Source organism: Frigoribacterium sp. CFBP 8759, from assembly GCF_014841655.1.
Taxonomy (GTDB): domain Bacteria; phylum Actinomycetota; class Actinomycetes; order Actinomycetales; family Microbacteriaceae; genus Frigoribacterium.
The window spans coordinates 203,781-225,596 of the sequence record NZ_JACYUH010000002.1; the positions used below are offsets into that span (position 1 = coordinate 203,781).

General features: G+C 68.4%; 17 protein-coding genes and 1 other RNA gene. 15 read left to right on the forward strand and 3 right to left on the reverse strand.

Annotated elements, in window-relative coordinates:
- Nucleotides 1-6 precede the first annotated feature (6 nt).
- From prfB to ssrA, 5 genes are all read left to right on the forward strand, one after another.
- Nucleotides 7-1,116, forward strand: a complete 1,110-nt coding sequence (gene prfB / locus IFT79_RS06265; protein WP_056046106.1) for a peptide chain release factor 2 — start codon at nucleotides 7-9, stop codon at nucleotides 1,114-1,116.
- Nucleotides 1,117-1,219: 103 nt separating this feature from the next.
- Nucleotides 1,220-1,963 carry a cell division ATP-binding protein FtsE gene (gene ftsE / locus IFT79_RS06270; RefSeq protein WP_043593759.1) on the forward strand — a complete coding sequence of 248 codons (744 nt, stop codon included), beginning with the start codon at nucleotides 1,220-1,222 and terminating at the stop codon, nucleotides 1,961-1,963.
- Entirely contained in the window at nucleotides 1,960-2,874 is a 915-nt protein-coding gene (gene ftsX / locus IFT79_RS06275; protein WP_056046104.1) for a permease-like cell division protein FtsX, read from the forward strand. Before ftsE ends, ftsX begins: the two co-directional genes overlap by 4 nt.
- A gap of 116 nt (nucleotides 2,875-2,990) precedes the next feature.
- Complete coding sequence (smpB, locus tag IFT79_RS06280; RefSeq protein WP_056046102.1) at nucleotides 2,991-3,467, forward strand: SsrA-binding protein SmpB; 477 nt, start codon at nucleotides 2,991-2,993, stop codon at nucleotides 3,465-3,467.
- Between the two features lie 129 nt (nucleotides 3,468-3,596).
- Nucleotides 3,597-3,974, forward strand: a transfer-messenger RNA (tmRNA) gene (gene ssrA, locus IFT79_RS06285).
- 195 nt (nucleotides 3,975-4,169) lie between these two features.
- Here the strand turns inward: ssrA and IFT79_RS06290 are convergent.
- Both IFT79_RS06290 and IFT79_RS06295 read right to left on the reverse strand, forming a co-directional pair.
- Nucleotides 4,170-5,705 (reverse strand): hypothetical protein, encoded by a 1,536-nt coding sequence (locus IFT79_RS06290; RefSeq protein ID WP_056046100.1) that lies wholly within the window; start codon nucleotides 5,703-5,705, stop codon nucleotides 4,170-4,172.
- A 227-nt stretch (nucleotides 5,706-5,932) separates the two neighbouring features.
- Nucleotides 5,933-6,817, reverse strand: coding sequence for a LacI family DNA-binding transcriptional regulator (locus tag IFT79_RS06295; protein WP_192123291.1), 885 nt, complete (start codon nucleotides 6,815-6,817; stop codon nucleotides 5,933-5,935).
- 41 nt (nucleotides 6,818-6,858) lie between these two features.
- On the opposite strand from IFT79_RS06295, the gene IFT79_RS06300 reads away from it, so the two are divergent.
- From IFT79_RS06300 to IFT79_RS06345, 10 genes are all read left to right on the forward strand, one after another.
- Nucleotides 6,859-8,172, forward strand: a complete 1,314-nt coding sequence (locus IFT79_RS06300) for an ROK family protein (protein WP_199859509.1) — start codon at nucleotides 6,859-6,861, stop codon at nucleotides 8,170-8,172.
- Nucleotides 8,173-8,637: 465 nt separating this feature from the next.
- Entirely contained in the window at nucleotides 8,638-10,302 is a 1,665-nt protein-coding gene (locus tag IFT79_RS06305; RefSeq protein ID WP_192123292.1) for an ABC transporter substrate-binding protein, read from the forward strand.
- Between the two features lie 34 nt (nucleotides 10,303-10,336).
- Nucleotides 10,337-11,326, forward strand: coding sequence for an ABC transporter permease (locus tag IFT79_RS06310; protein WP_123570318.1), 990 nt, complete (start codon nucleotides 10,337-10,339; stop codon nucleotides 11,324-11,326).
- A gap of 10 nt (nucleotides 11,327-11,336) precedes the next feature.
- Nucleotides 11,337-12,332: an ABC transporter permease gene (locus tag IFT79_RS06315; RefSeq protein WP_082460275.1), complete on the forward strand. Its 996-nt coding sequence runs from the start codon at nucleotides 11,337-11,339 to the stop codon at nucleotides 12,330-12,332.
- Entirely contained in the window at nucleotides 12,329-13,246 is a 918-nt protein-coding gene (locus IFT79_RS06320; protein WP_192123293.1) for an ABC transporter ATP-binding protein, read from the forward strand. Before IFT79_RS06315 ends, IFT79_RS06320 begins: the two co-directional genes overlap by 4 nt.
- Nucleotides 13,243-14,058, forward strand: coding sequence for an ABC transporter ATP-binding protein (locus IFT79_RS06325; RefSeq protein WP_123570316.1), 816 nt, complete (start codon nucleotides 13,243-13,245; stop codon nucleotides 14,056-14,058). The genes IFT79_RS06320 and IFT79_RS06325 overlap by 4 nt, the downstream gene beginning before the upstream one ends.
- A 159-nt stretch (nucleotides 14,059-14,217) precedes the next feature.
- Nucleotides 14,218-16,830: a glycoside hydrolase family 2 protein gene (locus IFT79_RS06330; RefSeq protein ID WP_192123294.1), complete on the forward strand. Its 2,613-nt coding sequence runs from the start codon at nucleotides 14,218-14,220 to the stop codon at nucleotides 16,828-16,830.
- A gap of 111 nt (nucleotides 16,831-16,941) precedes the next feature.
- A complete protein-coding gene (locus IFT79_RS06335) occupies nucleotides 16,942-17,991 on the forward strand; it encodes an LCP family protein (protein ID WP_056046089.1) in 1,050 nt (349 codons plus the stop codon).
- Between the two features lie 75 nt (nucleotides 17,992-18,066).
- On the forward strand, nucleotides 18,067-19,320 hold the full coding sequence (locus IFT79_RS06340; protein ID WP_056046087.1) for a nucleotide sugar dehydrogenase: 1,254 nt from the start codon (nucleotides 18,067-18,069) through the stop codon (nucleotides 19,318-19,320).
- 45 nt (nucleotides 19,321-19,365) lie between these two features.
- Entirely contained in the window at nucleotides 19,366-20,463 is a 1,098-nt protein-coding gene (locus IFT79_RS06345) for an acyltransferase family protein (RefSeq protein ID WP_162234602.1), read from the forward strand.
- 80 nt (nucleotides 20,464-20,543) lie between these two features.
- Here the strand turns inward: IFT79_RS06345 and IFT79_RS06350 are convergent, their stop codons facing one another.
- Complete coding sequence (locus IFT79_RS06350; protein WP_192123295.1) at nucleotides 20,544-21,815, reverse strand: O-antigen ligase family protein; 1,272 nt, start codon at nucleotides 21,813-21,815, stop codon at nucleotides 20,544-20,546.
- Nucleotide 21,816 lies beyond the last annotated feature (1 nt).

A 21,816-nucleotide genomic window follows, 5' to 3' on the forward strand; every position in this document is an offset into this window, starting at 1 on the left:
GGGACCATGATCGCACTGGATTTCTCTGAGCAGATTGCCGCCCTCCGGGCCACGTTCGAAGACATCCGTGCGGTGATCGGGCAAGACCGTCTCGTCGCCGAGATCGCCGAGCTCAGCGAACAGGCCTCGGCCCCCGACCTGTGGGACGACACCGACAACGCGCAGAAGGTCACCAGCGCCCTCAGCCACCGGCAGTCCGAGCTCGAGAAGCTCGAGACCACCGAGGCGCGGCTCGACGACCTCGAGGTGCTCGTCGAGATGGCGAACGATGGCGACGACCAAGAGAGCGCCGACGAGGCCCAGGCCGAGCTCAGGGCCCTGCAGAAGATGATGGACGTCCTCGAGGTGCAGACGCTGCTCGACGGCGAGTACGACCCGCGCCCGGCCGTCATCACGATCCGCGCGGGGGCCGGCGGGGTCGACGCCGCCGACTTCGCCGAGATGCTGCTGCGCATGTACCTGCGCTACGCCGAGAAGCACGGCATGTCCGCCACCGTCATGGACACCAGCTACGCCGAAGAGGCCGGCATCAAGAGCGCCACCTTCGAGATCGACGCCCCCTACGCCTTCGGCACGCTCAGCGTCGAGGCCGGCACGCACCGGCTCGTGCGCATGAGCCCCTTCGGCGCCGCCGGCAAGCGCCAGACCAGCTTCGCCGCGGTCGAGGTCATCCCGCTGATGGAAGAGACCGAGTCGATCGACATCCCCGAGAACGACATCCGCGTCGACGTCTTCCGGTCCTCGGGCCCCGGCGGTCAGAGCGTCAACACGACCGACTCGGCCGTGCGGCTGACGCACATCCCGACCGGCACCGTCGTCTCGATGCAGAACGAGAAGAGCCAGATCCAGAACCGCGCCGCGGCCATGCGCGTGCTGCAGTCGCGCCTCCTGCTGCTGCAGAAAGAAGCCGAGAACGCCAAGAAGAAAGAGCTGGCGGGCAACATCACCGCCAGCTGGGGCGACCAGATCCGCAGCTACGTGCTGGCGCCTTACCAGATGGTCAAAGACCTGCGCAGCGAGCACGAGGTCAACAACCCCTCGAACGTCTTCGACGGCGATCTCGACGGCTTCATCTCGGCGGGCATCCGCTGGCGCAAGCGCGACGACCAGGACTGACCGGGCGTCGCCCGCCCGGCGGCTCCCAGCACATCCATAGCCGCCCCGCCGCAGCGAGTCGCTGCGACGATCGTCGCCGGCCGCACTTAGGGTGATCCCCGTCATGATTCGGTTTGATGAAGTCACCAAGGTCTACGTCGGCAACCCCCGGCCCGCGCTGAACGCCGTCACCCTCGAGATCCTCAAGGGCGAGTTCGTGTTCCTCGTGGGGGCGAGCGGCTCCGGCAAGTCGAGCTTCCTGCGGCTCGTGCTGAAGGAAGAGAAGCCGTCCCAGGGCCAGATCCACGTCCTCGGGCAGCGTCTGGGCACGCTCTCGAGCCGCAAGGTGCCGTATTTCCGGCGCAACCTCGGCGTCGTGTTCCAGGACTTCCGGCTGCTGCCGCAGAAGAACGTCTTCGACAACGTCGCGTTCAGCCTCCAGGTCATCGGCAAGAGCAAGGGCTTCATCCAGGAGGCCGTGCCCGACGTCCTCAAGATGGTCGGCCTGGTCGGCAAGCAGCACCGTCTGCCGCACGAGCTCTCGGGCGGCGAGCAGCAGCGCGTCGCCATCGCCCGTGCGATCGTCAACAAGCCGGCGATCCTGCTGGCCGACGAGCCCACCGGCAACCTCGACCCGTCGACCAGCGCCGGCATCATGACCCTGCTCGAGCGCATCAACGCCGGCGGCACGACGGTCATCATGGCGACCCACGACGCGGGAATCGTCGACCAGATGCAACGACGGGTGATCGAGCTCAGTGCGGGCAACATCCTCCGCGACGAGCGTCACGGCGGCTACCAGACCCAGGCGGTGCCCATCCAGGCCATCGGGGTCGAGGACCTCAGCACGAGAGGGGCCGACGCATGAGACTCGGACTCGTCATGAGCGAGGTCGGCAGCGGCCTCCGTCGCAACGCCTCGATGGTCATCTCCGTCGTGCTCGTCACGTTCATCTCGCTGACCTTCGTCGGCACCGCGGCCCTGCTGCAGATGCAGATCACGCAGATGAAGGGCTACTGGTACGACAAGGCCCAGGTCGCCGTCTACCTCTGCACCGACACCGACACGACCGGCAACTGCACCGGGGCGATGGCGACCAAGGACCAGATCGACGGCGTCCGCGCCCAGCTCGACAGCGACGTCCTGACGCCCTACGTCGACAAGTTCTACTTCGAGGACCAGACCCAGGCCTACGACCGCTTCAAGCAGCAGTTCGCCGACAGCCCGGCCACCGAGTTCGTGCAGCCGGCGTACCTCAACGAGACCTTCTGGGTGAACCTCAAGGACCCGACGCAGTCCGACGTCCTCACCGAGAGCCTGTCGAGCCTGGCCGGCGTCCAGAGCGTCGTCGACCAGCGCGGGTACCTCGACCCGATCTTCTCGGTGCTGAACGCGGCGAGCTACACGGCCATCGGCATCGCCTCCCTCATGTTGATCGCTGCCGTGCTGCTGATCGCCACGACCATCCGGTTGAGCGCGTTCAGCCGGCGTCGAGAACTCGGCATCATGCGCCTGGTCGGGGCGTCCAACCGGTTCATCCAGACGCCGTTCATCCTCGAGGGGGTGATCGCGGCCCTCGTGGGCTCGTTGCTGGCCGGTGGGGCGATCGTCGCGATCGTCAACTTCTTCGTCAAGGGCTACCTGGCGGTGACCTTCCAGGGCACGCCGTTCATCGGCCTGCGAGACGCCGCCCTGGTCGTGCCGATCGTCATCGTCGTCGGCATCCTGCTCGCGGCCCTCAGTGCGAACGTCGCCATCAGGCGCTACCTCAAGGTCTAGAAGCCGGCCCCGTGAAGGAGGCGCGGTGTCCGTCAGACGGGCACCGCGCCTCCTTCGCTGTATACTGAACGGCTGCCTGTCGGCAGCACCCCCACCCGAACGACCAGGAGGCCAGCGTGGCGAAAGAACGCGGTGAGAAGGTCGTGGCCACGAACCGCCGCGCGCGCCACGACTACACGATCGAGACGACGTACGAGGCGGGCATCGTCCTGAGCGGCACCGAGGTCAAGTCGCTGCGGCAGGGCCGCGCGTCGCTGGTCGACGGGTACGCGTTCGTCGACGCCGGCGAGGCCTGGCTCGACGCGGTGCACATCCCCGAGTACACCGAGGGCACCTGGAACAACCACGCACCCCGGCGCAAGCGCAAACTGCTGCTGCACCGCCACGAGATCGACAAGATCGGGCAGAAGACCAAAGAGGGCGGCTTCACGGTCGTCCCGCTCAAGATCTACTTCAGCGACGGCCGGGCCAAGGTCGAGATCGCCCTCGCGAAGGGCAAGCGCGAGTACGACAAGCGCCAGACCCTGCGCGAGCGCACCGCGACGCGCGAGGCGCAGTCGGCGATGTCGGCGCGCAAGCACCTGGGGGAGTGACCGGTCGGTCGTCGGGCACGGGCGGGCGGGTCGCCGACGGTGGCGCGAACGCGTCGGACGACGTAGACTGATGGGCCGCACGGAAACGTGCGTTGGTAATTCAAGAGCGTGTGACGACGGCCCCCTCATGGGGATGATCGGTTTCGACATCGCCTGTGTGCGAACGAGAAGCGGGCCGAGGATCCAGGGTTATCTCGTAAACGATCTCTGGAAAACAATAAGTGCCAATAACAAGCGCACTGACTTCGCTCTCGCTGCGTAAGCAGTAGAGCCACATGGAGTCCGTCAGTCTGGTGACCGCCTTCTAACCAGATCCTGACGTCATTTAGATGGCTTGCTGTGTGACTACGCCTGGGGGTCACACGGGACTTGCACTCGGGCTGGGCTCGTCGACCTAGAAGCCAGTAACAAAGGTCGGAGCCGAGCAGAACGCCTCATCTGGCTACGCCCGTAGAATGCGTGCAATCTCAGCGATGGACGGGGGTTCAATTCCCCCCATCTCCACCACCGGTCGTCGTCACACCTCTCGAACACCGAACGCCCCCGCCTCTCGAGGCGGGGGCGTTCGTGCGTCCCGGGCCTGAGCGGTCCACCTGCGATGGGAACCGGGGGAACCGGGGGCCGGGGGTGGCCGCCGCCGGACGCGGAACAGCCCCCGGCGCTGCCGAGGCAGCGACGGGGGCCGTCGTCGTGGTGCGGGTGTTACTCGCCGGCCACGTCGGTGGTCGCGAGCTTCGCGCGGCGGCGAGCGAGGACCATCAGCGTCGAGCCGAGCAGCAGGACGGCGGCGCCGATGCCGATGGCGGCCTCGGTGCCCTCGCTACCCGTGTACGCCAGGCCCGTGGTGCCGGTGGCGATCGGGGTGGCGGGCAGGGCTGCGGGCGTCACGGCGGCGACGAGGCTGAACGCCACGTCGGCCGAGGGGTCCGAGACGATCGGCTGACCGGCGGCGTCGAGCACCGGCAGGCCGTCGGCGTCGAGGAGGAACGACACGGCGGCAGCCGTGTAGTCGTTCGGCGTCAGGGCGAGGGTGACGGTCCAGTTGCCGGCGGCGTCGACCACGATCGGGTCGGCGGGGTCGGCGGGGACCGCAGCGGCGGCGGCGCGTCCGTTCTCGGCGGCCTCGAGCTCGTCCAGCTGGTCCGTCGGGACGACGGCCAGCAGGATGTTCGAGCCGGGGGTGCCGGTGCCCTCGAAGGTGACCTGGTCACCGACGACGACCTGACCCTGGGTGGGCGAGGTGATGACCGGGGCGTCGAGGACGACGTCGGTCGGCGGGACGACCACTGCGGGCAGGTTGAACGAGCGGGGGACGTCACCCGAGCCCGCGCCGCCCGTGACCTGGGTCACGCGGACGGACTGCGCCACCGTGGCGTCGTCCGGGTAGGTGTAGTCGAGCGTCCAGCGGCCGTCGATGACGACGATCGCACCGGTGCCGGGGAGGCGGTTGCCGTCGGCGCCGAGGACGTTGACGGTCGAGCCGGAGGTGCCGGTTCCCGAGAAGGTGACGGTACGCGTGGCGGTGGTGGTGTCCGCGGCGGGCGTCTCGACGACGAGCGTCTGGCCCTGCGGCAGGACGAACGCGACGGGGGCGTCGCCGGTCCCGGAGCCACCCGTGACCTGGGTCACGCGCACGCTCTGGTTGCGGTCGACGGTCTCGGGGTAGGTGTACTGGAGCGACCACTGGCCGCCGACGACGGCGACGGCGCCGGTGCCGGGGAGGCGGTTGCCGTCGGTGCCGAGCACGTTGACGGTCGAACCCGAGATGCCGGTGCCCGAGAAGGTGACGGTGCGCGAGGCGAGCTGCTGGCCGACCTCGGGGGTCGTGACCGCGAAGACCTCGACCGGGGCGACGGCGGGCAGGCTGAACGAGCGCGTGACGGTCGGGTCGAAGCCGCTGAAGCCCTTCTCGCCGTCCACGAAGATGGTCTGCGCCACGATCGCCGTGTCGGGGTACTGGATCGTCGTCGAGAAGGCGCCGGTGGCGTCGGTGGTCGTGCGGGCGAGCACGGCTCCGTCGGTGTCGGTGTCCTTGATGATCACGTTGGCGTCGGCGATCGCCGTACCCGCCACGGTGACCAGACGCGAGTCCGTGGTCGAGGCGGCGGTCGGCGAGGTGACGATCAGGTCACTGTCGACGGCCTGGGCCGCCGTGGTGGAGAGGAGGGCCCCTCCGAGGGCGAGCGTGAGGACGGCCGGGACGGCCACCGCACGGCGCCAGGAGAACTTGGTGATCACGTGGTGAGTGCTTTCTTGATCGGTGGTGCAAGCGTCATCGCTTGTCCGCCCCCGGCCCAGCGCCGGGTGAGACGCGCAGCACGAAGGGAACCCCCCGTGCCCATCGAACCTATCCGTAAGCTGAGTGAAACCCACTGATCTGTCCGGAATGCGCAGGGTGGTTGTCGCGTCACCTCTGTTTCACCTGGGTGAGAGTCGACGCCCGGACCGGCTGTCCGGCAGGAGCATCAGACCGGCGCGGGCCCCGACGACCCTCGCCGCACGAGCGACGCGGGTGGCGCCTCGACCGACGCCACGGCCTCACCCGCCAGCACGCCGAGCAGCATGCCCGCGGCCACCTCGCCGAGGCGTTGCACGTCGTGGCTGACCGCCGAGAGCGGGGGCGTCGACAACTGGCACTGCGACGAGTCGTCCCACGCCACGAGCGTCAGTCGCGTCGGCACCTCGACCCCGAGTCGTTGCGCCGCGGCGAGGCCGCCGAGCGCCATCTGGTCGTTGTCGAAGACGACGGCCGTCGGCGGCGTCGGCCCCGAGAGCAGACGCGAGAGGGCGGCCGCGCCGGCGTCCCACGAGTAGTCGCCCTCGATCGTCTCGACCACGGACGAGGAGGCGCGGCTCGCGGCGACCAGCGCCTCCTGCCTGACCTGCGTGTGCAGCAGCGCTCCCGGGCCCGACACGTGCGCGAGTCGACGGTGTCCGTCCGCGACGAGCGCGGCGACGGTGTCGCGCATGGCGACGCCGTCGCCGGTCCAGACGGCGGGCAGGTCTCCCGAAAGGGCGGGGTCGCCGAGCACGACCGCGGGCAGGCCGAGCTCGCGCAGCAGGGCCGGTCGGGGGTCGTCGTCGGTGAGGTCGACGAGCACGACCGCGCCGAAGTCGCCCGAGGCCGCCCACCGCCGGTAGGCCGACAGCTCGGCGTCGCGGTCGGCGAGGGCCTGCAGCAGCAGGGTGTGGCCGCGGGGGCGCAGAACCCGTTCGATGCCGGCGATGAGTTCGTGGTAGAACGGCTCCGCCCCCAAGATCTCGCCGGGGCGGACGAGGGCGAGACCGACACGACGGCGGTCGCCCGGCCCGGCAGGGGCCACCCGGGTGTCGACGATCGAGTCGGTCATGCGCCCGAACCTACAGCCCCCGACAGGTCGGAGCGACGCCCGTGGTGACCCGCGACCCCGACCGGACCCCGACGCACCCCCCTGCCCGGCCCGCGACGCCGTGGCGGTCGCACACCTCGCCGCCCACCCCGGCACAGCCCACGACGCAGCCCGCCTCGCAGCCGGCGCCCCAGCCCGCGCCGCAGACCAGCCGCGAACTCGTGGTCGACCTCGTGCGGTCGTCGGGCCCGATCAGCCGCGTCGAGCTCGCCCAGGCCAGTGGACTGACGCAGGCGTCGATCTCGACGATCGTCCGGCGGCTGCTGGACGAGGGGCTCGTCCGGGAGACCGGCCGGGTCGCGTCGACCGGTGGCAAGCCGCGCACGATGGTCGAGATCAACCCGCGTGCCGTCTACGGCATGGGCGTGCAGATCGGCGAGGACGCGCTCACCTACGTCGTCACCGACATGCGCGGGGGAGTCGTCGGGCGCCTGCAGGTCGACGCCGGGCCCGCCGCGTCCGACGACGTCACGGCCGCCGCGGTCCGCATCGTCGACGGCTTCCACGACGTCGTCGGCAGCCTCGGCCTCGCGAGCGGGGCGGTGGCCGGCCTGGCCGTCGTCGGTCCCCGTGCCACCCTCGCCCACGGGGTACGCACCGGGCCCCGGTCGACCGAGAGCGCCCTCCACGCCGGGCTGCACGCCGCGCTGGCCCTGCGCCTCGGCCTGCCCGTGATCGTCGACAACGATGCGGCGGCCGCGGCGCTCGGCGAGTTCTGGAGTCGGCAGGTGCCGCGCTCCGAGACGTTCGCCTGCGTCTACCTCGGCACGGGGGTCGGCTCGGGCATCGTGCTCGACGGGGCCCTGCACCGAGGCGCGAGTTCGGGCGCCGGAGAGCTCGGCCACGTGTCGATCGACCTCGACGGCGAGCCCTGCTACTGCGGCAACCGCGGCTGCCTCGAGCTCGCGGCGTCGCCCGGGGCCGTCGTCGCCCGGGCCCGTCGCGACGCCGCCGCGTTCGACGACCTCGGCCTCGCCTGGGCGCCGGGCGGGGTCGCGCGCGACTTCGACCTGCTCGCCCGCGCGGCGATCGCCGGTCACGCCGCGGCCGACGGGCTCGTCACGCGCGCCGCCGAGCAGCTCGCCGCCGGGGTCGTCACGCTCGCCAACCTGCTCGACCTCGACCGCGTCGTGCTGAGCGGACCCGGGGTCGCGGTCGCCGGCTCGATCTACGCCCGGGCGGCCGTCGAGGCCCTGGCCCGCACGGCGTTCTCGCGGGGCGTTCACACCACGAGGGTCGAGGTCTCGACCGACCCGCGCGACGCGGCCGCGATCGGTGCGGCCGCCCTCGTCGTGCAACGCGCCATCTCGCGCTGACCCCGCGACGGTGCCCGGACCCGGCCCGCGCCTCCTCGGCCCCGCGAGTCGTGCACTGCACCGCGTCCCGTCGGCTGCCCCGGCGGGCCCACACGCCTCCGCGCCGCGTGTCGTACAGCGCATCGCGTCTAGTCGGGGTGCCGTGCACGAAACGCGGTGTGGTGCGTGGGGAGGTGCGCCGCACTGCGTGCACCCGTTGCCCGGGCGGGCCCGCACGTCCCCGCGCCGCGTTCCGTGCAGCACACCGCGTCTAGTCGGGGTGCCGTGCACGAAACGCGGTGCGGTGCGGGCCGGCCCAGCGCGGGCCGGGCCGGTGTGGTTCGCCTCGGCACCGCAGGAGGCGCGGGTCACGATCCCGACACGTCCTCACGACTTTCTTGACTCGCTTACGTAAGTCGTCTAAGAAAGACCCCGGGACCAGGCGACGACGCCTGGCACGACGAAGGGTCGACGATGCCTCTCTCCATGACCAACCGCCGACGGGTCGGGTTCGGTGCGATCGCACTCGCGACCGCCGCGGGCCTCGCGCTCACCGGCTGCACCGCCTCGAGCGGCGGCGACGAAGGCGGCATCACCGCCAACACGGGCCCGGCGGGCGACCTCACGGCCAACTTCAACCCGTTCTCGGCCACGGCCGACAGCACCTCGCAGGGCCTGCTCTACGAGCAGCTCTTCTACTACAACGTGCTCACCGGCGCCGACCCCAAGCCCATGCTGGGCGAGGAGTACGAGTGGAACGACGACGGCACCGAGCTGACCGTGGACCTGCGGACCGGCGTGCAGTGGAGCGACGGCGAGGACTTCACGGCGGACGACGTCGCGTACACGTTCCAGACGATGCTCGACAAGCCCGAACTGAACCGCGTCGGCTTCGAGGGCACCGTCGAGGCCACGGACGACGACACGGTGGTCTTCACCTTCGCCGACACCTCGTTCGTCAAGGGCCCGGACATCCTCGGCCAGGCCGCGATCGTGCCCGAGCACGTCTTCTCGAAGCTCTCCGACATCGCGACCGACCCGGTCGAGAAGCCGATCGGCACCGGGCCGTACATGCTCGACACCTTCACCCCGCAGAGCTACGTCTACAAGGCGAACCCGAACTACTGGCAGTCGGGCAAGCCCGAGGTCAAGAGCATCCGGTACATCGCCCTGGCGAACAACACCTCGGCCACCGACGCGATCGTCGGCGGCGACCTCGACTGGTCGAGCATCTTCATCCCCGAGGCCGACAAGGTGCTCGGCAGCAACCCCGACGTCAGCTACGTCGCCACCCCGCTGCAGCAGATCACGTTGATGACCTGCTCGAACGCCGACCTCGGCTGCACGGGCCCGCAGACCGACCCGGCCGTGCGCCAGGCGATCTACAAGGCGATGAACCGCGACCAGCTGAACGACCTGGCCTTCTCGGGCACGAACAAGCAGATCTCGCCGACCTTCATGACCCTCGGTCGTGACGACGACTACATCAGCCCCGACGTCGAGAAGGAGACGCCGATGACGGCCGACACCGCGGGCGCCGACGCGCTCCTGCAGTCGGCCGGCTACGCGAAGGGCTCGGACGGCATCTACGCCAAGGACGGCCAGAAGCTGCAGCTCGAGATCCAGGTCGTCACCGGCTACTCGGACTACATCGCGGCGATCGACGCCATGGCCGAGCAGCTGCGCGCGGTCGGCATCGAGATCACGCAGAGCGCCAAGTCGTACAACGAGTGGGTCGCCGCCCGCAACAACGGGCAGTTCCAGCTGACGATGGACTCGCTCGGACAGGGCCCCTCGACCGACCCGTACTACCTCTACAACGGCAACTTCGACTCGACGACGACCTCGCCGGTGGGCGAGCAGGCGATCAACAACTTCGCCCGCTACTCGAACCCGACCGTCGACGCCGCGATCGTCGCGGCCGAGCAGACCGACGACGTCGCGGCCAAGACCGAGCAGTACTTCACGATCCAGAAGGAGATCGTGGCGGACATGCCGTACATCCCCGTGCTGCTGCAGTCCACGCTCACCGAGTTCAACAGCGCGAAGGTGACCGGCTGGCCCACGGGCGACGACGACACCGAGAACTTCCCGGCGACGTGGAAGACCTGGGACAACGCCCAGACCGTCCTGAACCTGAAGCTCAAGTGATCGTGGTCGGGACCGAGAAGGTCAGGAGGCGCGGATGAGGTACGTCGCGCAGAAGGTCGGCTTCTACGCGGTCGCGTTGTTCGCGGCCCTGACGCTGAACTTCTTCATCCCGCGGTTGCTGCCCGGTGACCCGGTGGACATCCTGCTGGCCAAGATGCAGCAGAAGGGACCGGTCAGCGAGGCGACCGTGACCAGCCTGCGCCTCCTTCTCGGTTCCGACTCGGACGAACCCCTGTTCTCGCAGTACGTGCAGTACCTCGGCAACCTGGCCCGGGGGGACCTCGGCATCTCGGTGTCGTACTTCCCGGCCGGGGTGTCGACCATCATCGGCCAGGCCATCCCGTGGACGATCGCCCTGATCGGCATCGCGACGATCCTGTCGTTCGTCTTCGGGGTGGGGCTCGGGACCCTCGCCGGGTGGAAGCGTGGCTCGGTGCTGGACAACTTCATCCCGGTGACGACGATGTTCCAGGCGGTGCCGTACTTCTGGCTCGCGCTCATCCTGTTGTACGTGTTCGGCAGCGTCCTGCGGGTGTTCCCGCTGTCGGGCGGCTACAACGTGTACGAGGCGACGCCGGGGCTCAACTGGACGTTCGTCCAGAGCGCGGTGCTCTACGGCACGCTGCCGGCGTTGACGATCATCATCTCGTCGGTCGGCGGCTGGCTGCTCGGCATGCGCAACATGATGGTGTCGACCCTCAGCGAGGACTACATCGTCACCGCCGAGGCCAAGGGCCTGTCGCCGATGCGCATCCGCCAGAGCTACGCGGCCCGCAACGCGGTGCTGCCGCAGTTCGCGGGCTTCGCGATCTCGCTCGGGTTCGTCGTGTCGGGCTCGATCGTGACCGAGCAGGTGTTCTCGTACCCGGGCATCGGCAACGCGCTCTTCACGGCGACGCAGAACAACGACTACGCGCTGATGCAGGGCATCTTCCTGGTCATCACCCTCGCCGTGCTGGGGACGAACTTCATCGTCGACCTGATGTACGGCTTCATCGACCCGCGCACGCGCGCCAAGCGTTAGGACGACGAGCATGTCCACGATCGACCTCGGCCAGCTCGCCGACCCGAACTCTCCCACCGGCGACAGCGGCGCGGGCACCGGCCGGAAGGGCCTCAAGCGGGTCTTCCCGCACGTGACGCCCAAGCTCTGGGTGGGGGCGGGCATGATCGCCGCCATCGCCCTGTTCGGCCTGGTCTTCCCGTTCGTCGTCCAGAACCCGCAGGCCATCAGCGACGTCGGCCTGAGCGCCCCGAGCGGGGAGCACCTGCTCGGCACCACGCAGACCGGGCAGGACGTCTTCGCCCAGCTGGCCTACGCGACCCGCGGCTCGCTGCTGATCGGCGTGCTGGTCGGCGTCGTCGCGATGGCGTTGGCCATCGTCTTCGGCGTGATCGGCACCTACGTCGGCGGGTTCGTCGACGAGGCGTTCTCGCTGTTCTCGAACGTCGTGCTGGTCATCCCCGGCCTGCCGCTCGCCATCATCGTGTCGAGCTACGTGCCGCAGAAGGGCCTCGTGGTGATCGCCTTCGTGATCGTCATCACGAGCTGGGCGGCCAGCGCCCGGGTGCTGCGCGCCATCACGCTGAGCCTGCGGTCGCGCGACTACGTCGCCGCGTCGCGGGTGTCGGGCGAGAAGACCTGGCGCATCGTCGCCGTCGAGATCCTGCCCAACGTGCTGCCCGTGCTGGCCAGCCAGTTCTTGTTCGCGGTGATCTTCGCGATCCTCGCCGAGGCGGGACTGTCGTTCCTGGGGCTCGGCGTCTCGGGCCAGTTCACCTGGGGCTCGATGCTCTACTTCGCGCAGAACGGGCTCGCGCTGCGACTCGGCGCCTGGTGGTGGTTCGTGCCGCCGGGGCTGATGATCGCGCTGCTGGGGTGCGCGCTGTCGTTGATGAACTTCGCCATCGACGAGATCATCAACCCGAAGCTGCGCGACCAGACCCGGGCCGGCGTCAGCCGGGCCGACCGCAAGCGACTGGCGCGGGCCGAGGCAGCCGCCGGCACCACCGAGGGGGCCACCGCATGAGCACCGTCCTGACCGTCGAGGACTTCAGCGTCGACTACGCCGTCGAGCACCCCGTGCACGCCGTCAAGAACGTCAGCTTCGAGCTGGCCCGGGGCGAGATCCTCGGGCTGGCGGGCGAGTCGGGTTGCGGCAAGACGACGCTCGCCTACGGCATCAACCGGCTGCTCAAGTCGCCGGCCGTGATCACGGGCGGTCGGGTGGTCTTCCACGATGCCGAGGGCGCCGACATCCTGCTGCCCGAGCTCGACGACAAGGCGTTGCGGGCGTTCCGCTGGGACAAGCTGTCGATGGTGTTCCAGGGGGCGATGAACGCGCTCAACCCGGTGACGACGATCCAGGCCCAACTCGAGGACGTCTTCAAGACGCACCGGCCGTACTGGAAGAAGGCCGACCGCGTCGAGCGGGCGGGCAAGCTGCTCGAGACCGTCGGGGTCGACCGCAACCGGCTCCGGTCGTATCCGCACGAGCTCTCGGGCGGCATGCGCCAGCGCGTGATGATCGCGATGGCGCTCGCCCTCGGCCCGCAGATGATGATCATGGACGAGCCGACCACCGCCCTCGACGTCGTGGTGCAGCGCGAGATCCTGCGCGAGATCGGGCGGTTGCGCGACGAGTTGGGCTTCGCGGTCATCTTCATCACGCACGACCTGCCGTTGCTGCTCGAGATCAGTGACCGCATCGCCGTGATGCGCGCGGGCGAGATCGTCGAGATCGGGGAGTCCACCGAGCTCTACACGAACCCGCAGCACGAGTACACGAAGAAGCTGCTCGGGTCGTTCCCGAGCCTCACGGGCGACCGTGGGGCGTTCATCCGCAGCGGGGTCGACGAGACGGCCGGGGACGGCGCGACCCGCGCCTCCTCGGGGCACGAACCGGCGACGTCCGTCGCCACGAGCACAGGAGGCGCGGCGTGAGCACGCTCGAGTTCCGGAACGTCGTCAAGGACTACCGGGTGCGCGGGGGCCGGGGTGAGAAGGGTCGCCTGCGCGCGGTGGACGACGTCAGCTTCACGCTGGAGGCCGGCAAGACGGTGGCCCTGGTCGGTGAGAGCGGCAGCGGCAAGTCGACCATCGCCAAGATGCTGCTGCAGCTCGAACGGCCGACGAGCGGCTCGATCGTGCTCGACGGTGCGGTGGCGCCCCGGCACGGCGAGGCCCTCCGGCGCTACCGCAGCGACGTGCAGATGGTCTTCCAGGACCCGTTCGCCTCGCTCAACCCGTTCCACTCGATCGGGCACCACCTGGCGCGGCCGCTGCTGCTGCACGGCAAGGCGACCCGCTCGACGGTCGACGAGAAGGTGCGCGAGCTGCTCGGGCGGGTGCAGCTCGGCCCGGCCGCCGACGTCGCCGCGCGTCGACCGCACGAGCTGTCGGGCGGGCAGCGGCAGCGCGTGGCGATCGCCCGGGCCCTGGCGCCCGAGCCGCGCATCCTGATCGCGGACGAGCCGGTCTCGATGCTCGACGTGTCGATCCGGCTCGGGGTGCTCAACCTGCTGGCCGACCTGCAGCGGCAGGAGGACCTCGGCGTGCTCTACATCACGCACGACCTGGCGACGGCCCGCCACTTCTCGGACGAGATCCTCGTGATGTACAAGGGGCAGGTGGTCGAGCGCGGGACCCCCGACGAGGTCATCCTGAACCCGCAGCACCCCTACACGCAGCAGCTCGCCGAGGCCGCGCCCGACCCCGAGAAGCGCATCGCCGAGCGGCGCGCCGCCCGCGCCTGACCGGCACCGCCCCTCCTGCGCCTGAACCGCGCCCCATCCGCCCGGCCATGAACCCGGTTTCGAACGTTGCACCCCGTTGCTTCCGGGTGTTTCGTTCGAAACGGGGTTCATGGTGGGCGGGCCCGACCCCACGCCACACCCTCGATCGCTGGGAGCGACATGAGCACCACCGAGACCACCACCGGCACCACCACCCGCGCGACGCAGCGCGCCGTCCGCCCCCTGCACACCGGCTGGAGCCTGCGCAGCACCGCGGGCCCCGTGCCTCCCGAGATCGCGGCCGTCGACGTGCCCGCGACCGTCCCGGGCACGGTGCACACCGACCTGCTGGCGGCCGGCCTGATCGTCGACCCGTACCTGGACGCGAACGAGCACCTGCTCGCCTGGATCGGCCAGGCCGACTGGTCGTACGCGACGACGTTCGACTGGCGGCCCGACGGGCACGACCGTCACGAGCTGGTCTTCGCGGGCCTCGACACCGTGGCCACCGTGCTGCTCAACGGCGAGGTCGTCGCCGAGACGCGCAACCAGCACCGCACCTACCGGGTCGGGGTCGACGGACGGCTCCGCGAGGGGTCGAACGACCTCGAGGTGCGCTTCGGGTCGCCCGTGGCCTACGCCGACGCGCAGAGCTTGGCGCTCGGCTACCGGCCGCACGTGAACCACCACCCCTACAACGCGATCCGCAAGATGGCGTGCAGCTTCGGCTGGGACTGGGGGCTCGACACGGCGACCTCGGGCATCTGGAGGCCGGTGACGCTCGAGTCGTGGTCGTCGGTGCGGCTGGCGTCGGTTCGACCGGTCGTGACGGTCGATGGGTCGCGGGGCGTCGTCGACGTGCACGTCGACCTCGAGCGCGCGGGGGCGTCGGTCGGGGACGCGGCCGCGCCGGTGACCGTCCGGGCGACCGTCGGCGCCGTCACGCAGGAGGCGCGGGTCGAGCCGGGCGCGGACTCCACGGTCGTGCAGGTGGTCGTCGACGACCCCGAGCTGTGGTGGCCGCGGGGTCACGGCGGGCAGCCGCTCTACGACGTGAGGGTCTCGGTGACCGGGGGAGGGGACGGGGACGCGGGCCGCGCCTCCTCGGGGGATGACGGCGACGGGGTCGACGGGACCCGCGCCTCCTCGGCTGACGGGGAGACGGCAGGCGACGTGCTCGACCAGTGGTCGTCGCGGATCGGGTTCCGCACCGTCGAGGTGCGGGTCGAGCCCGACGACATCGGCACGAGCTTCACGGTGGTGGTGAACGGTGAGCCGCTGTGGATCAAGGGGGCGAACTGGATCCCCGACGACGCGTTCCCGCACCGCATCGGACGCGACCGCTACCGGGAGCGCATCGAGCAGGCCGAGTTCGGCAACGTGAACCTGCTGCGGGTGTGGGGTGGCGGTATCTTCGAGTCCGACGACTTCTACGAGCTGTGCGACGAGCGCGGCATGCTCACCTGGCAGGACTTCCTCTTCGCCTGTGCCGCCTACGCGGAGGAGGACCCGCTGCGCGGCGAGGTCGAGGCCGAGGTGCGCGACAACGTGACGCGGCTCATGACCCACCCGAGCCTGGTGCTGTGGACGGGCAACAACGAGAACATCTGGGGCCACGACGAGTGGGGCTGGGAGCGCCGGCTCGACGGGGCGACCTGGGGGCTGGGCTACTACCTCGACCTGCTGCCGGCGCTGGTGGGCGAGCTCGACCCGGGGCGTCCGTACGCGGCGGGCAGCCCCTGGTCGGGCAGCCTCGACGTGGCGCAGAGCGACCCCGACCACGGGTCGGTCCACCTGTGGGAGCAGTGGAACCGCAAGGACTACCCGACGTACCGCGACGTCGTGCCGCGCTTCGTGGCCGAGTTCGGCTGGCAGGGGCCGCCCACCTGGTCGGCGATGACCCGGGCGATCCACGACGAGCCGCTGACGCCCGAGTCGCCCGGCATGATCGTGCACCAGAAGGCCATGCAGGGCAACGACAAGTTGACCGACGGCCTGCTGGCGCACTACCGGCTGCCCGACGAGATCGAGGCGTGGCACTGGGCGATGCAGCTGAACCAGGCGAACGCGGTGCAGGTGGCGCTCGAGCACTTCCGTTCGCACGCCCCGCGGTGCAGGGGAGCCGTGGTGTGGCAGATCAACGACTGCTGGCCGGTGACGTCGTGGGCCGCGGTCGACGGCGACGGGCAGCGCAAGCCGCTGCTCTACGCGATGCGGCACGCGTTCGCCGACCGGCTCGTGACGATCCAGCCCCGCGACGGCGGCCTCGCCGTGGTCGTGGTCAACGACACCGAGGAGGCGCTGGCCGGCCCGGTCACGGTGCGCCGCGTCGCGTACGACGGTCGCGTCCTCGCCTCGGAGCAGGTGTCGCTCACGGTGGCGGCCCGCGACTCAGTGACCGTTCCGGTGCCCTCGGCCGTGGCGGCGTTCGGTGCTCCGGAGTCGGAGCTGCTCGTGGCGTCGCTGCCCGGGGTGACCCGCGGACTGTGGTTCCCGGTCGAGCCGCGGGACTCGGCGCTCGCCGCGGCGTCGCTGTCGACGTCGGTGACCGCGCTGAGCGAGGGATCGGGGTCGGGCGCGGGCTACCGGGTCGAGGTGACGGCGGGTGCGCTCGTGCGCGACCTGGCCCTGCTCGTCGACAAGGTCGACCCTGCCGCGACGGTGGACGAGATGCTCGTGACTCTGCTGCCGGGCGAGGCGGCCGTGTTCACGGTGGCGTCCGAGGTGGTGGGCGTGGGGGAGGAGTTCGTCGCGCAACGGGTGTTGCGTACCGCGAACGAGTTGGTCGGGTGAAGGAAGCCGTCGTCCGGGGCGGGGAGGTCCGGCGAGGAATCGTCGGCTCCTTGTTATAGTCAGGTGCGCTGTGGCCGAGATCCGTGACCGAGTGCTAGGGGAGCGAGCCGCATGAGCGACATCTTCACGCTGACGCCGGACGAGGGCGACGGTGGCGAGCCGACGCCGCAGAAGAAGCGCGGGCGTCGTCGCTCGAAGCCGGTCATCGCTCTGATCACGCTGGCGTCGGTGCTGGTGGGGGTCATCGTGATCGTCGGGGTCGTGGGTGGCGTCTACGCGTCGCGGCTGGCGAACTCGTTCAACGACAACGCGACGAAGATCGAGCAGGCCTTTCCCGAAGAGTCGACGCGTCCGGCACCGGCACCCGACGGGGCGATGAACATCCTGTTGATGGGTTCGGACTCACGGGCCGACGCGACGACCATCGACGATCCGTCGTCGTCGGACCAGCGGACCGACTCGATGATGCTCGTGCACGTCGACGCCGACCGCGAGAACGTCTACGTGATGTCGATCATGCGCGACCTCTACGTGCCGATCCCCGGCCACGGCTCGAACAAGATCAACGCGGCCTTCGCCTACGGCGGCTCACCCCTGACTGTCCAGACTGTCGAGCAGCTGCTCGGCGTCCGCATCGACCACGTGGCCATCATCGACTTCGAGGGCTTCAAGGGCATGACCACGGCGTTGGGCGGGGTCGACGTGTTCTCGCCGCAGGCGTTCTCAGCCGGTGAGTACTCGTACGTAGCCGGTCTGAACAAGCTCGAAGGCGACCGGGCTCTCCGCTTCGTCCGGGAACGTCATGCTTTTGCCGATGCGGACTTCACCCGCGTCAAGAACCAACAGGCGTTCGTCAAGGGCCTGGCGAACACGGTCCTGAGCCGGTCGACGCTGACCGACCCGGGCAAGGTCTCGGCCTTCGTCACCGCGATGTCGCCCTACCTCACCGTCGACAAGCAATTCGACATCGGAACGATCGCCTCGCTCGGTGTCAGCCTGCGGTCGATCGACACGTCCAAGATGCACTTCTTCACCGTCCCGACGGCCGGCACCGGCTCGGTCGGAGGCCAGTCCATCGTGAACGTCGACCAACCAGGCCTCGACGCCGTCAAGGCCGCCCTGGCCAACGACTCGTTGAACACCCTGCCCATCAGCCAGTAGCAGCACTCATCTGGCAATCACGCCGCATCGCACGTGTTCGCGTCGTCGCGTCACGATCAAAAGAGAGTCACGAAAATGAAGACGGTCATCGTAGGTCAGGGGTACGTGGGACTGCCGGTCGCCATGAGGGCGGTCGAGGCAGGCCACGTCGTCGTAGGCATCGACCTCGACGTCAATCGAATCGAACTGCTTCAAGCGGGCACATCGTACGTCGATGACATCAGCGATGCCACGCTGACCAGCGCGCTTGACAGTGGTCGCTATCTGGCGACCACCCAATACGATGACGTCGAGGGCTTCGATTTTGCGGTCATCACCGTACCCACCCCGTTGCGGGATTCCCTGCCCGATCTCAGTTTCATCGAGAAGTCAGCCGCTTCACTGGCGCCATTCGTCAGGCCTGGGGTCACGGTCATTCTCGAGTCGACGACCTACCCGGGCACCACAGAAGAACTCCTGTCTCCCATTCTCGAAAGCGGATCAGGCCTTCGAGCAGGCGTAGATTTCTACGTTGGATACAGCCCAGAGCGCATCGACCCCGGCAATAAAGTCTGGGGATTCAAGGAGACGCCGAAGGTCGTCTCGGGCATGAATCCAGTTTCGCTGAAGAGCGTTCAGGGCTTTTACGACGAACTCGTGGACACCACCGTGCCAGTGTCCGGTACGAAGGAGGCCGAGCTCACGAAGTTGCTGGAGAACACTTTTCGACACGTCAACATAGCCCTCGTGAACGAGTTGGCCATCTTCGCCGATCAACTCGGAGTCAACGTCTGGGAGAGCATCGAAGCAGCGTCGTCGAAGCCATTCGGATTCATGAAGTTCACACCGGGCCCGGGCGTGGGGGGTCATTGTCTTCCCGTCGATCCGAGCTACCTTTCCTGGCAGGTACGCAAGCAACTCGGTATGAATTTCCGCTTCGTCGAGCTTGCGAACGACGTGAACGACCACATGCCGAATTATGTGGTACAGCGGGTGATGACCATGCTGAACGATCGATCGAAGTCGGTTCGAGGAGCCCGGATCAGTCTCGTTGGACTCGCGTACAAACCGAATACTGGTGACATCAGAGAAGCGCCGTCTATCCGAATCATCGAGCTCCTCCTCGGTCTCGGTGCCGTCGTGAGCGGCCTCGACTCCCACGTCGAAGACCACCGATGGCCGTCGGGCGTCGTCCGGGTCCCCTCAGTCGAGGCCGCGGTCGACGAAGCGGACTTGGTCATCGTCTTGACCAACCACGCTGACATCGAACTGAATGTGTTGTCGACGTCGGGAGTCCCCGTCTTCGATGCGAGGAACGTGGTCACGGGGCCAGAAGTGGAAAGACTCTGATGGTCTGTTCCGTGATCCGTCTCCGAGACGTGGCCTAGGGTGCCGGTGGCTGCCGGCACGTCTGCCCCGAAATTGTCACAGGGCTTGCCCCGAGACAACAACTTCGATTTCCTCCGGCTGCTCGCAGCGCTGACCATCGTGGTGCATCACGTCGTCTTCTACGTCGATGTCCAATTCCTGTGGGTCACTCGGGAGAACAATTGGTGGTTTTCGGGCGGAGTGCCTCTCTTCTTCATCCTGAGTGGCATGCTCATCTACGCCTCCGCGGAGAAAGCATCCGACACCGGCCGCCGTTGGCGCGAGTTCTACTTCAACCGCTTCCTTAGGATCGCTCCCGCTCTCTACATCTGTCTTGCGGGAACACTTCTCATCCTCGCCGCTGCGGGATCCTTGACCGCAGCCAGCCCACGGGAGGTTCTGGCGCTCGTCGGTAGTTACCTTTTCTTCGTCCCGGTCTACAACCCGGACTTTGTCGGCGCTTTCGGCGGCGGAATCGTCAACAGCAGCCTGTGGACGATTCCGGTCGAGGTGTCCTTCTACGTCGTCGTGCCCCTGCTGGTCAAGATGCGGGCCAAGACGAATTGGCGTTGGATGATCGCCGTCGTTCTGGTCGTCGGCATAAGCAGCCTCCTCCTCTATGCCGCTGTGGGTGGCAACGCGGCGGCGTCTCGCCTCTGGCTCCTGTTCGGGCTGTCCTTTGCCCCGTACCTCTTCTACTTCGCCCTCGGCATGATCATCGGCCACACGTGGCGGAGCATTCCTTGGCGTGGTGATGTAGCCCTGATCGCTGTGGTGCTCTACTTCGCCATCACGATCAACGGGTTGGGTATCTCGCCGCAGGCAGATCTACTCGTCAATGCTGCCGCGGCGATTCCGCTTGCTTACTCCGCCACTTGGCTCGGGCTGAAAGGGCCACGCGTTCTACGGCGCTTCACTTCCAGGGTCGGCGACCTGAGTTTCAGTTCTTACCTCTGGCACCAGGTGTTCATCAACGTGGTTCTCCTGACCGGCTTCGCCCGCCTCCTCACCGGCGAGGCCCTCGTTGCGATGGTGCTCGCTGCAACGGTCGCAGTGGCGTTGCTGTCTTGGTGGTTCGCGGAGAAGCCCGCTCTCCGCCTGAAGCGGTATTCACTCCGGTCCTGACGGGCCGCCCTCGCCAGCAGGCTCTTGGCCTCGCCGGTGACTCGACGGGTGATCACCGTCGATGATCGAACCTCACGCCCTCAGATACGACGGGAGGGAGGCCCTGCGAGGGGTTTGTTGATGATGGTCGCGAAGGGGCTCGCTGGTCGGGACGCATCGAAGCCCGAAGGGGTGGGCGCTTCCCGCGGTGTCAGGAGGCCTTGGCCCAGCACGATGGAGAGCAACAAGACCTTCGACAAGCCGACGTAGAGGCCGTCCGGCTCGAGCAGCGAAGTCATGAGCACGATGATCGCCATGCAACGAACGACGAACACATGCCCCCCACCCGGTATCGGGCGCCTGAACAGAACGATGGACAAGGCGACGGTGAGGAGGACAGCCACCATCAGCCCGACGAAGCCTGCCTCGATCGCGAACGTCAAGAACGGAGTGTGCGGGTTGAGGGACTCGAGATCGTTGGGCGTTGCCCCGAAGACCGGGTCTGCGACGAACGCCTGCCACGCCTTCGCGTTGAGGTCACCACGGCCTGTCGTGACATCCGAGGAGTCGGACCTCAGGATCAGCGTCTCGAGCTGCGACCTGAAGCGGACCATGACAGCGAGACCGAGCCCCGCGAGGAGCGCGATGCGAATGCGGCTCCGGCGGCTCTTGTGCAGGAGCATGGCTCCGACCGCCACGGCGAGTGAGAGGACCCCACCACGACCTTGGCTCTCGTAGAGGCCACCGAGGAGAACTGCCAGTACGACAAGTCGGAAGGTCAGCACGATCAAGCGTGCCCCGCCTTGCGGTCGCGGCCACAACCACGAGGACAAGGTCAGGACTGCGGCGATGGCGAGCAACGGGGCCAGGGTCGTGCTGTTGAAGCTGAAGCCCGAGTACCTGAAACCGAATGCGCTGGGCATTCCGAAGAAGGGCAGGCCGGCGACTTGGAGGGCGATGTCGGCTGCGCTGGCGGCCATTCCGAGGATGAAACCGCGCAGGAGGTCCTTGTGGAGCCCCCGCCTCTGAGACAGCAGTACTCCTGCCAGCGCGGAGAGTATCCCGATGATTCCACGAACTAGTTGTTCCGGACTGCCATCGAGTCCTTTTGCGACGGAGGCCAGGCCGATGAAGACGAGACCGGCGAAGCACATCAAGACGAACGGGTTTCCGTCCCGCGAAGTGTCACGGCGGGTTCGAACGAACAGGATGATGAGAAGCCCGTAGCGCGAAGCATCGAGGTACGTCGGGTTGACGCCGGAGATGAAGTCGATCGGCAAGATGACTCCGAGTGCGAACGCGACGGCCCTCTTCGGGAGGAGGAAAGCGGTGGCTATCCCGAGAACGGCGAGGAATGCGAGAACCAAGGTCATG

Excerpts from the sequence above, each read along its gene's own strand:
- IFT79_RS06330 (WP_192123294.1), top strand. The coding sequence starts at position 14,218 with ATGAGCACCACCGAGACCACCACCGGCACCACCACCCGCGCGACGCAG.
- IFT79_RS06350 (WP_192123295.1), bottom strand. The coding sequence starts at position 21,815 with ATGACCTTGGTTCTCGCATTCCTCGCCGTTCTCGGGATAGCCACCGCT.
- IFT79_RS06310 (WP_123570318.1), top strand. The coding sequence starts at position 10,337 with ATGAGGTACGTCGCGCAGAAGGTCGGCTTCTACGCGGTCGCGTTGTTC.
- IFT79_RS06335 (WP_056046089.1), top strand. The coding sequence starts at position 16,942 with ATGAGCGACATCTTCACGCTGACGCCGGACGAGGGCGACGGTGGCGAG.
- IFT79_RS06305 (WP_192123292.1), top strand. The coding sequence starts at position 8,638 with ATGACCAACCGCCGACGGGTCGGGTTCGGTGCGATCGCACTCGCGACC.
- ftsE (WP_043593759.1), top strand. The coding sequence starts at position 1,220 with ATGATTCGGTTTGATGAAGTCACCAAGGTCTACGTCGGCAACCCCCGG.
- IFT79_RS06340 (WP_056046087.1), top strand. The coding sequence starts at position 18,067 with ATGAAGACGGTCATCGTAGGTCAGGGGTACGTGGGACTGCCGGTCGCC.
- ftsX (WP_056046104.1), top strand. The coding sequence starts at position 1,960 with ATGAGACTCGGACTCGTCATGAGCGAGGTCGGCAGCGGCCTCCGTCGC.
- IFT79_RS06295 (WP_192123291.1), bottom strand. The coding sequence starts at position 6,817 with ATGACCGACTCGATCGTCGACACCCGGGTGGCCCCTGCCGGGCCGGGC.
- IFT79_RS06320 (WP_192123293.1), top strand. The coding sequence starts at position 12,329 with ATGAGCACCGTCCTGACCGTCGAGGACTTCAGCGTCGACTACGCCGTC.
- IFT79_RS06315 (WP_082460275.1), top strand. The coding sequence starts at position 11,337 with ATGTCCACGATCGACCTCGGCCAGCTCGCCGACCCGAACTCTCCCACC.
- prfB (WP_056046106.1), top strand. The coding sequence starts at position 7 with ATGATCGCACTGGATTTCTCTGAGCAGATTGCCGCCCTCCGGGCCACG.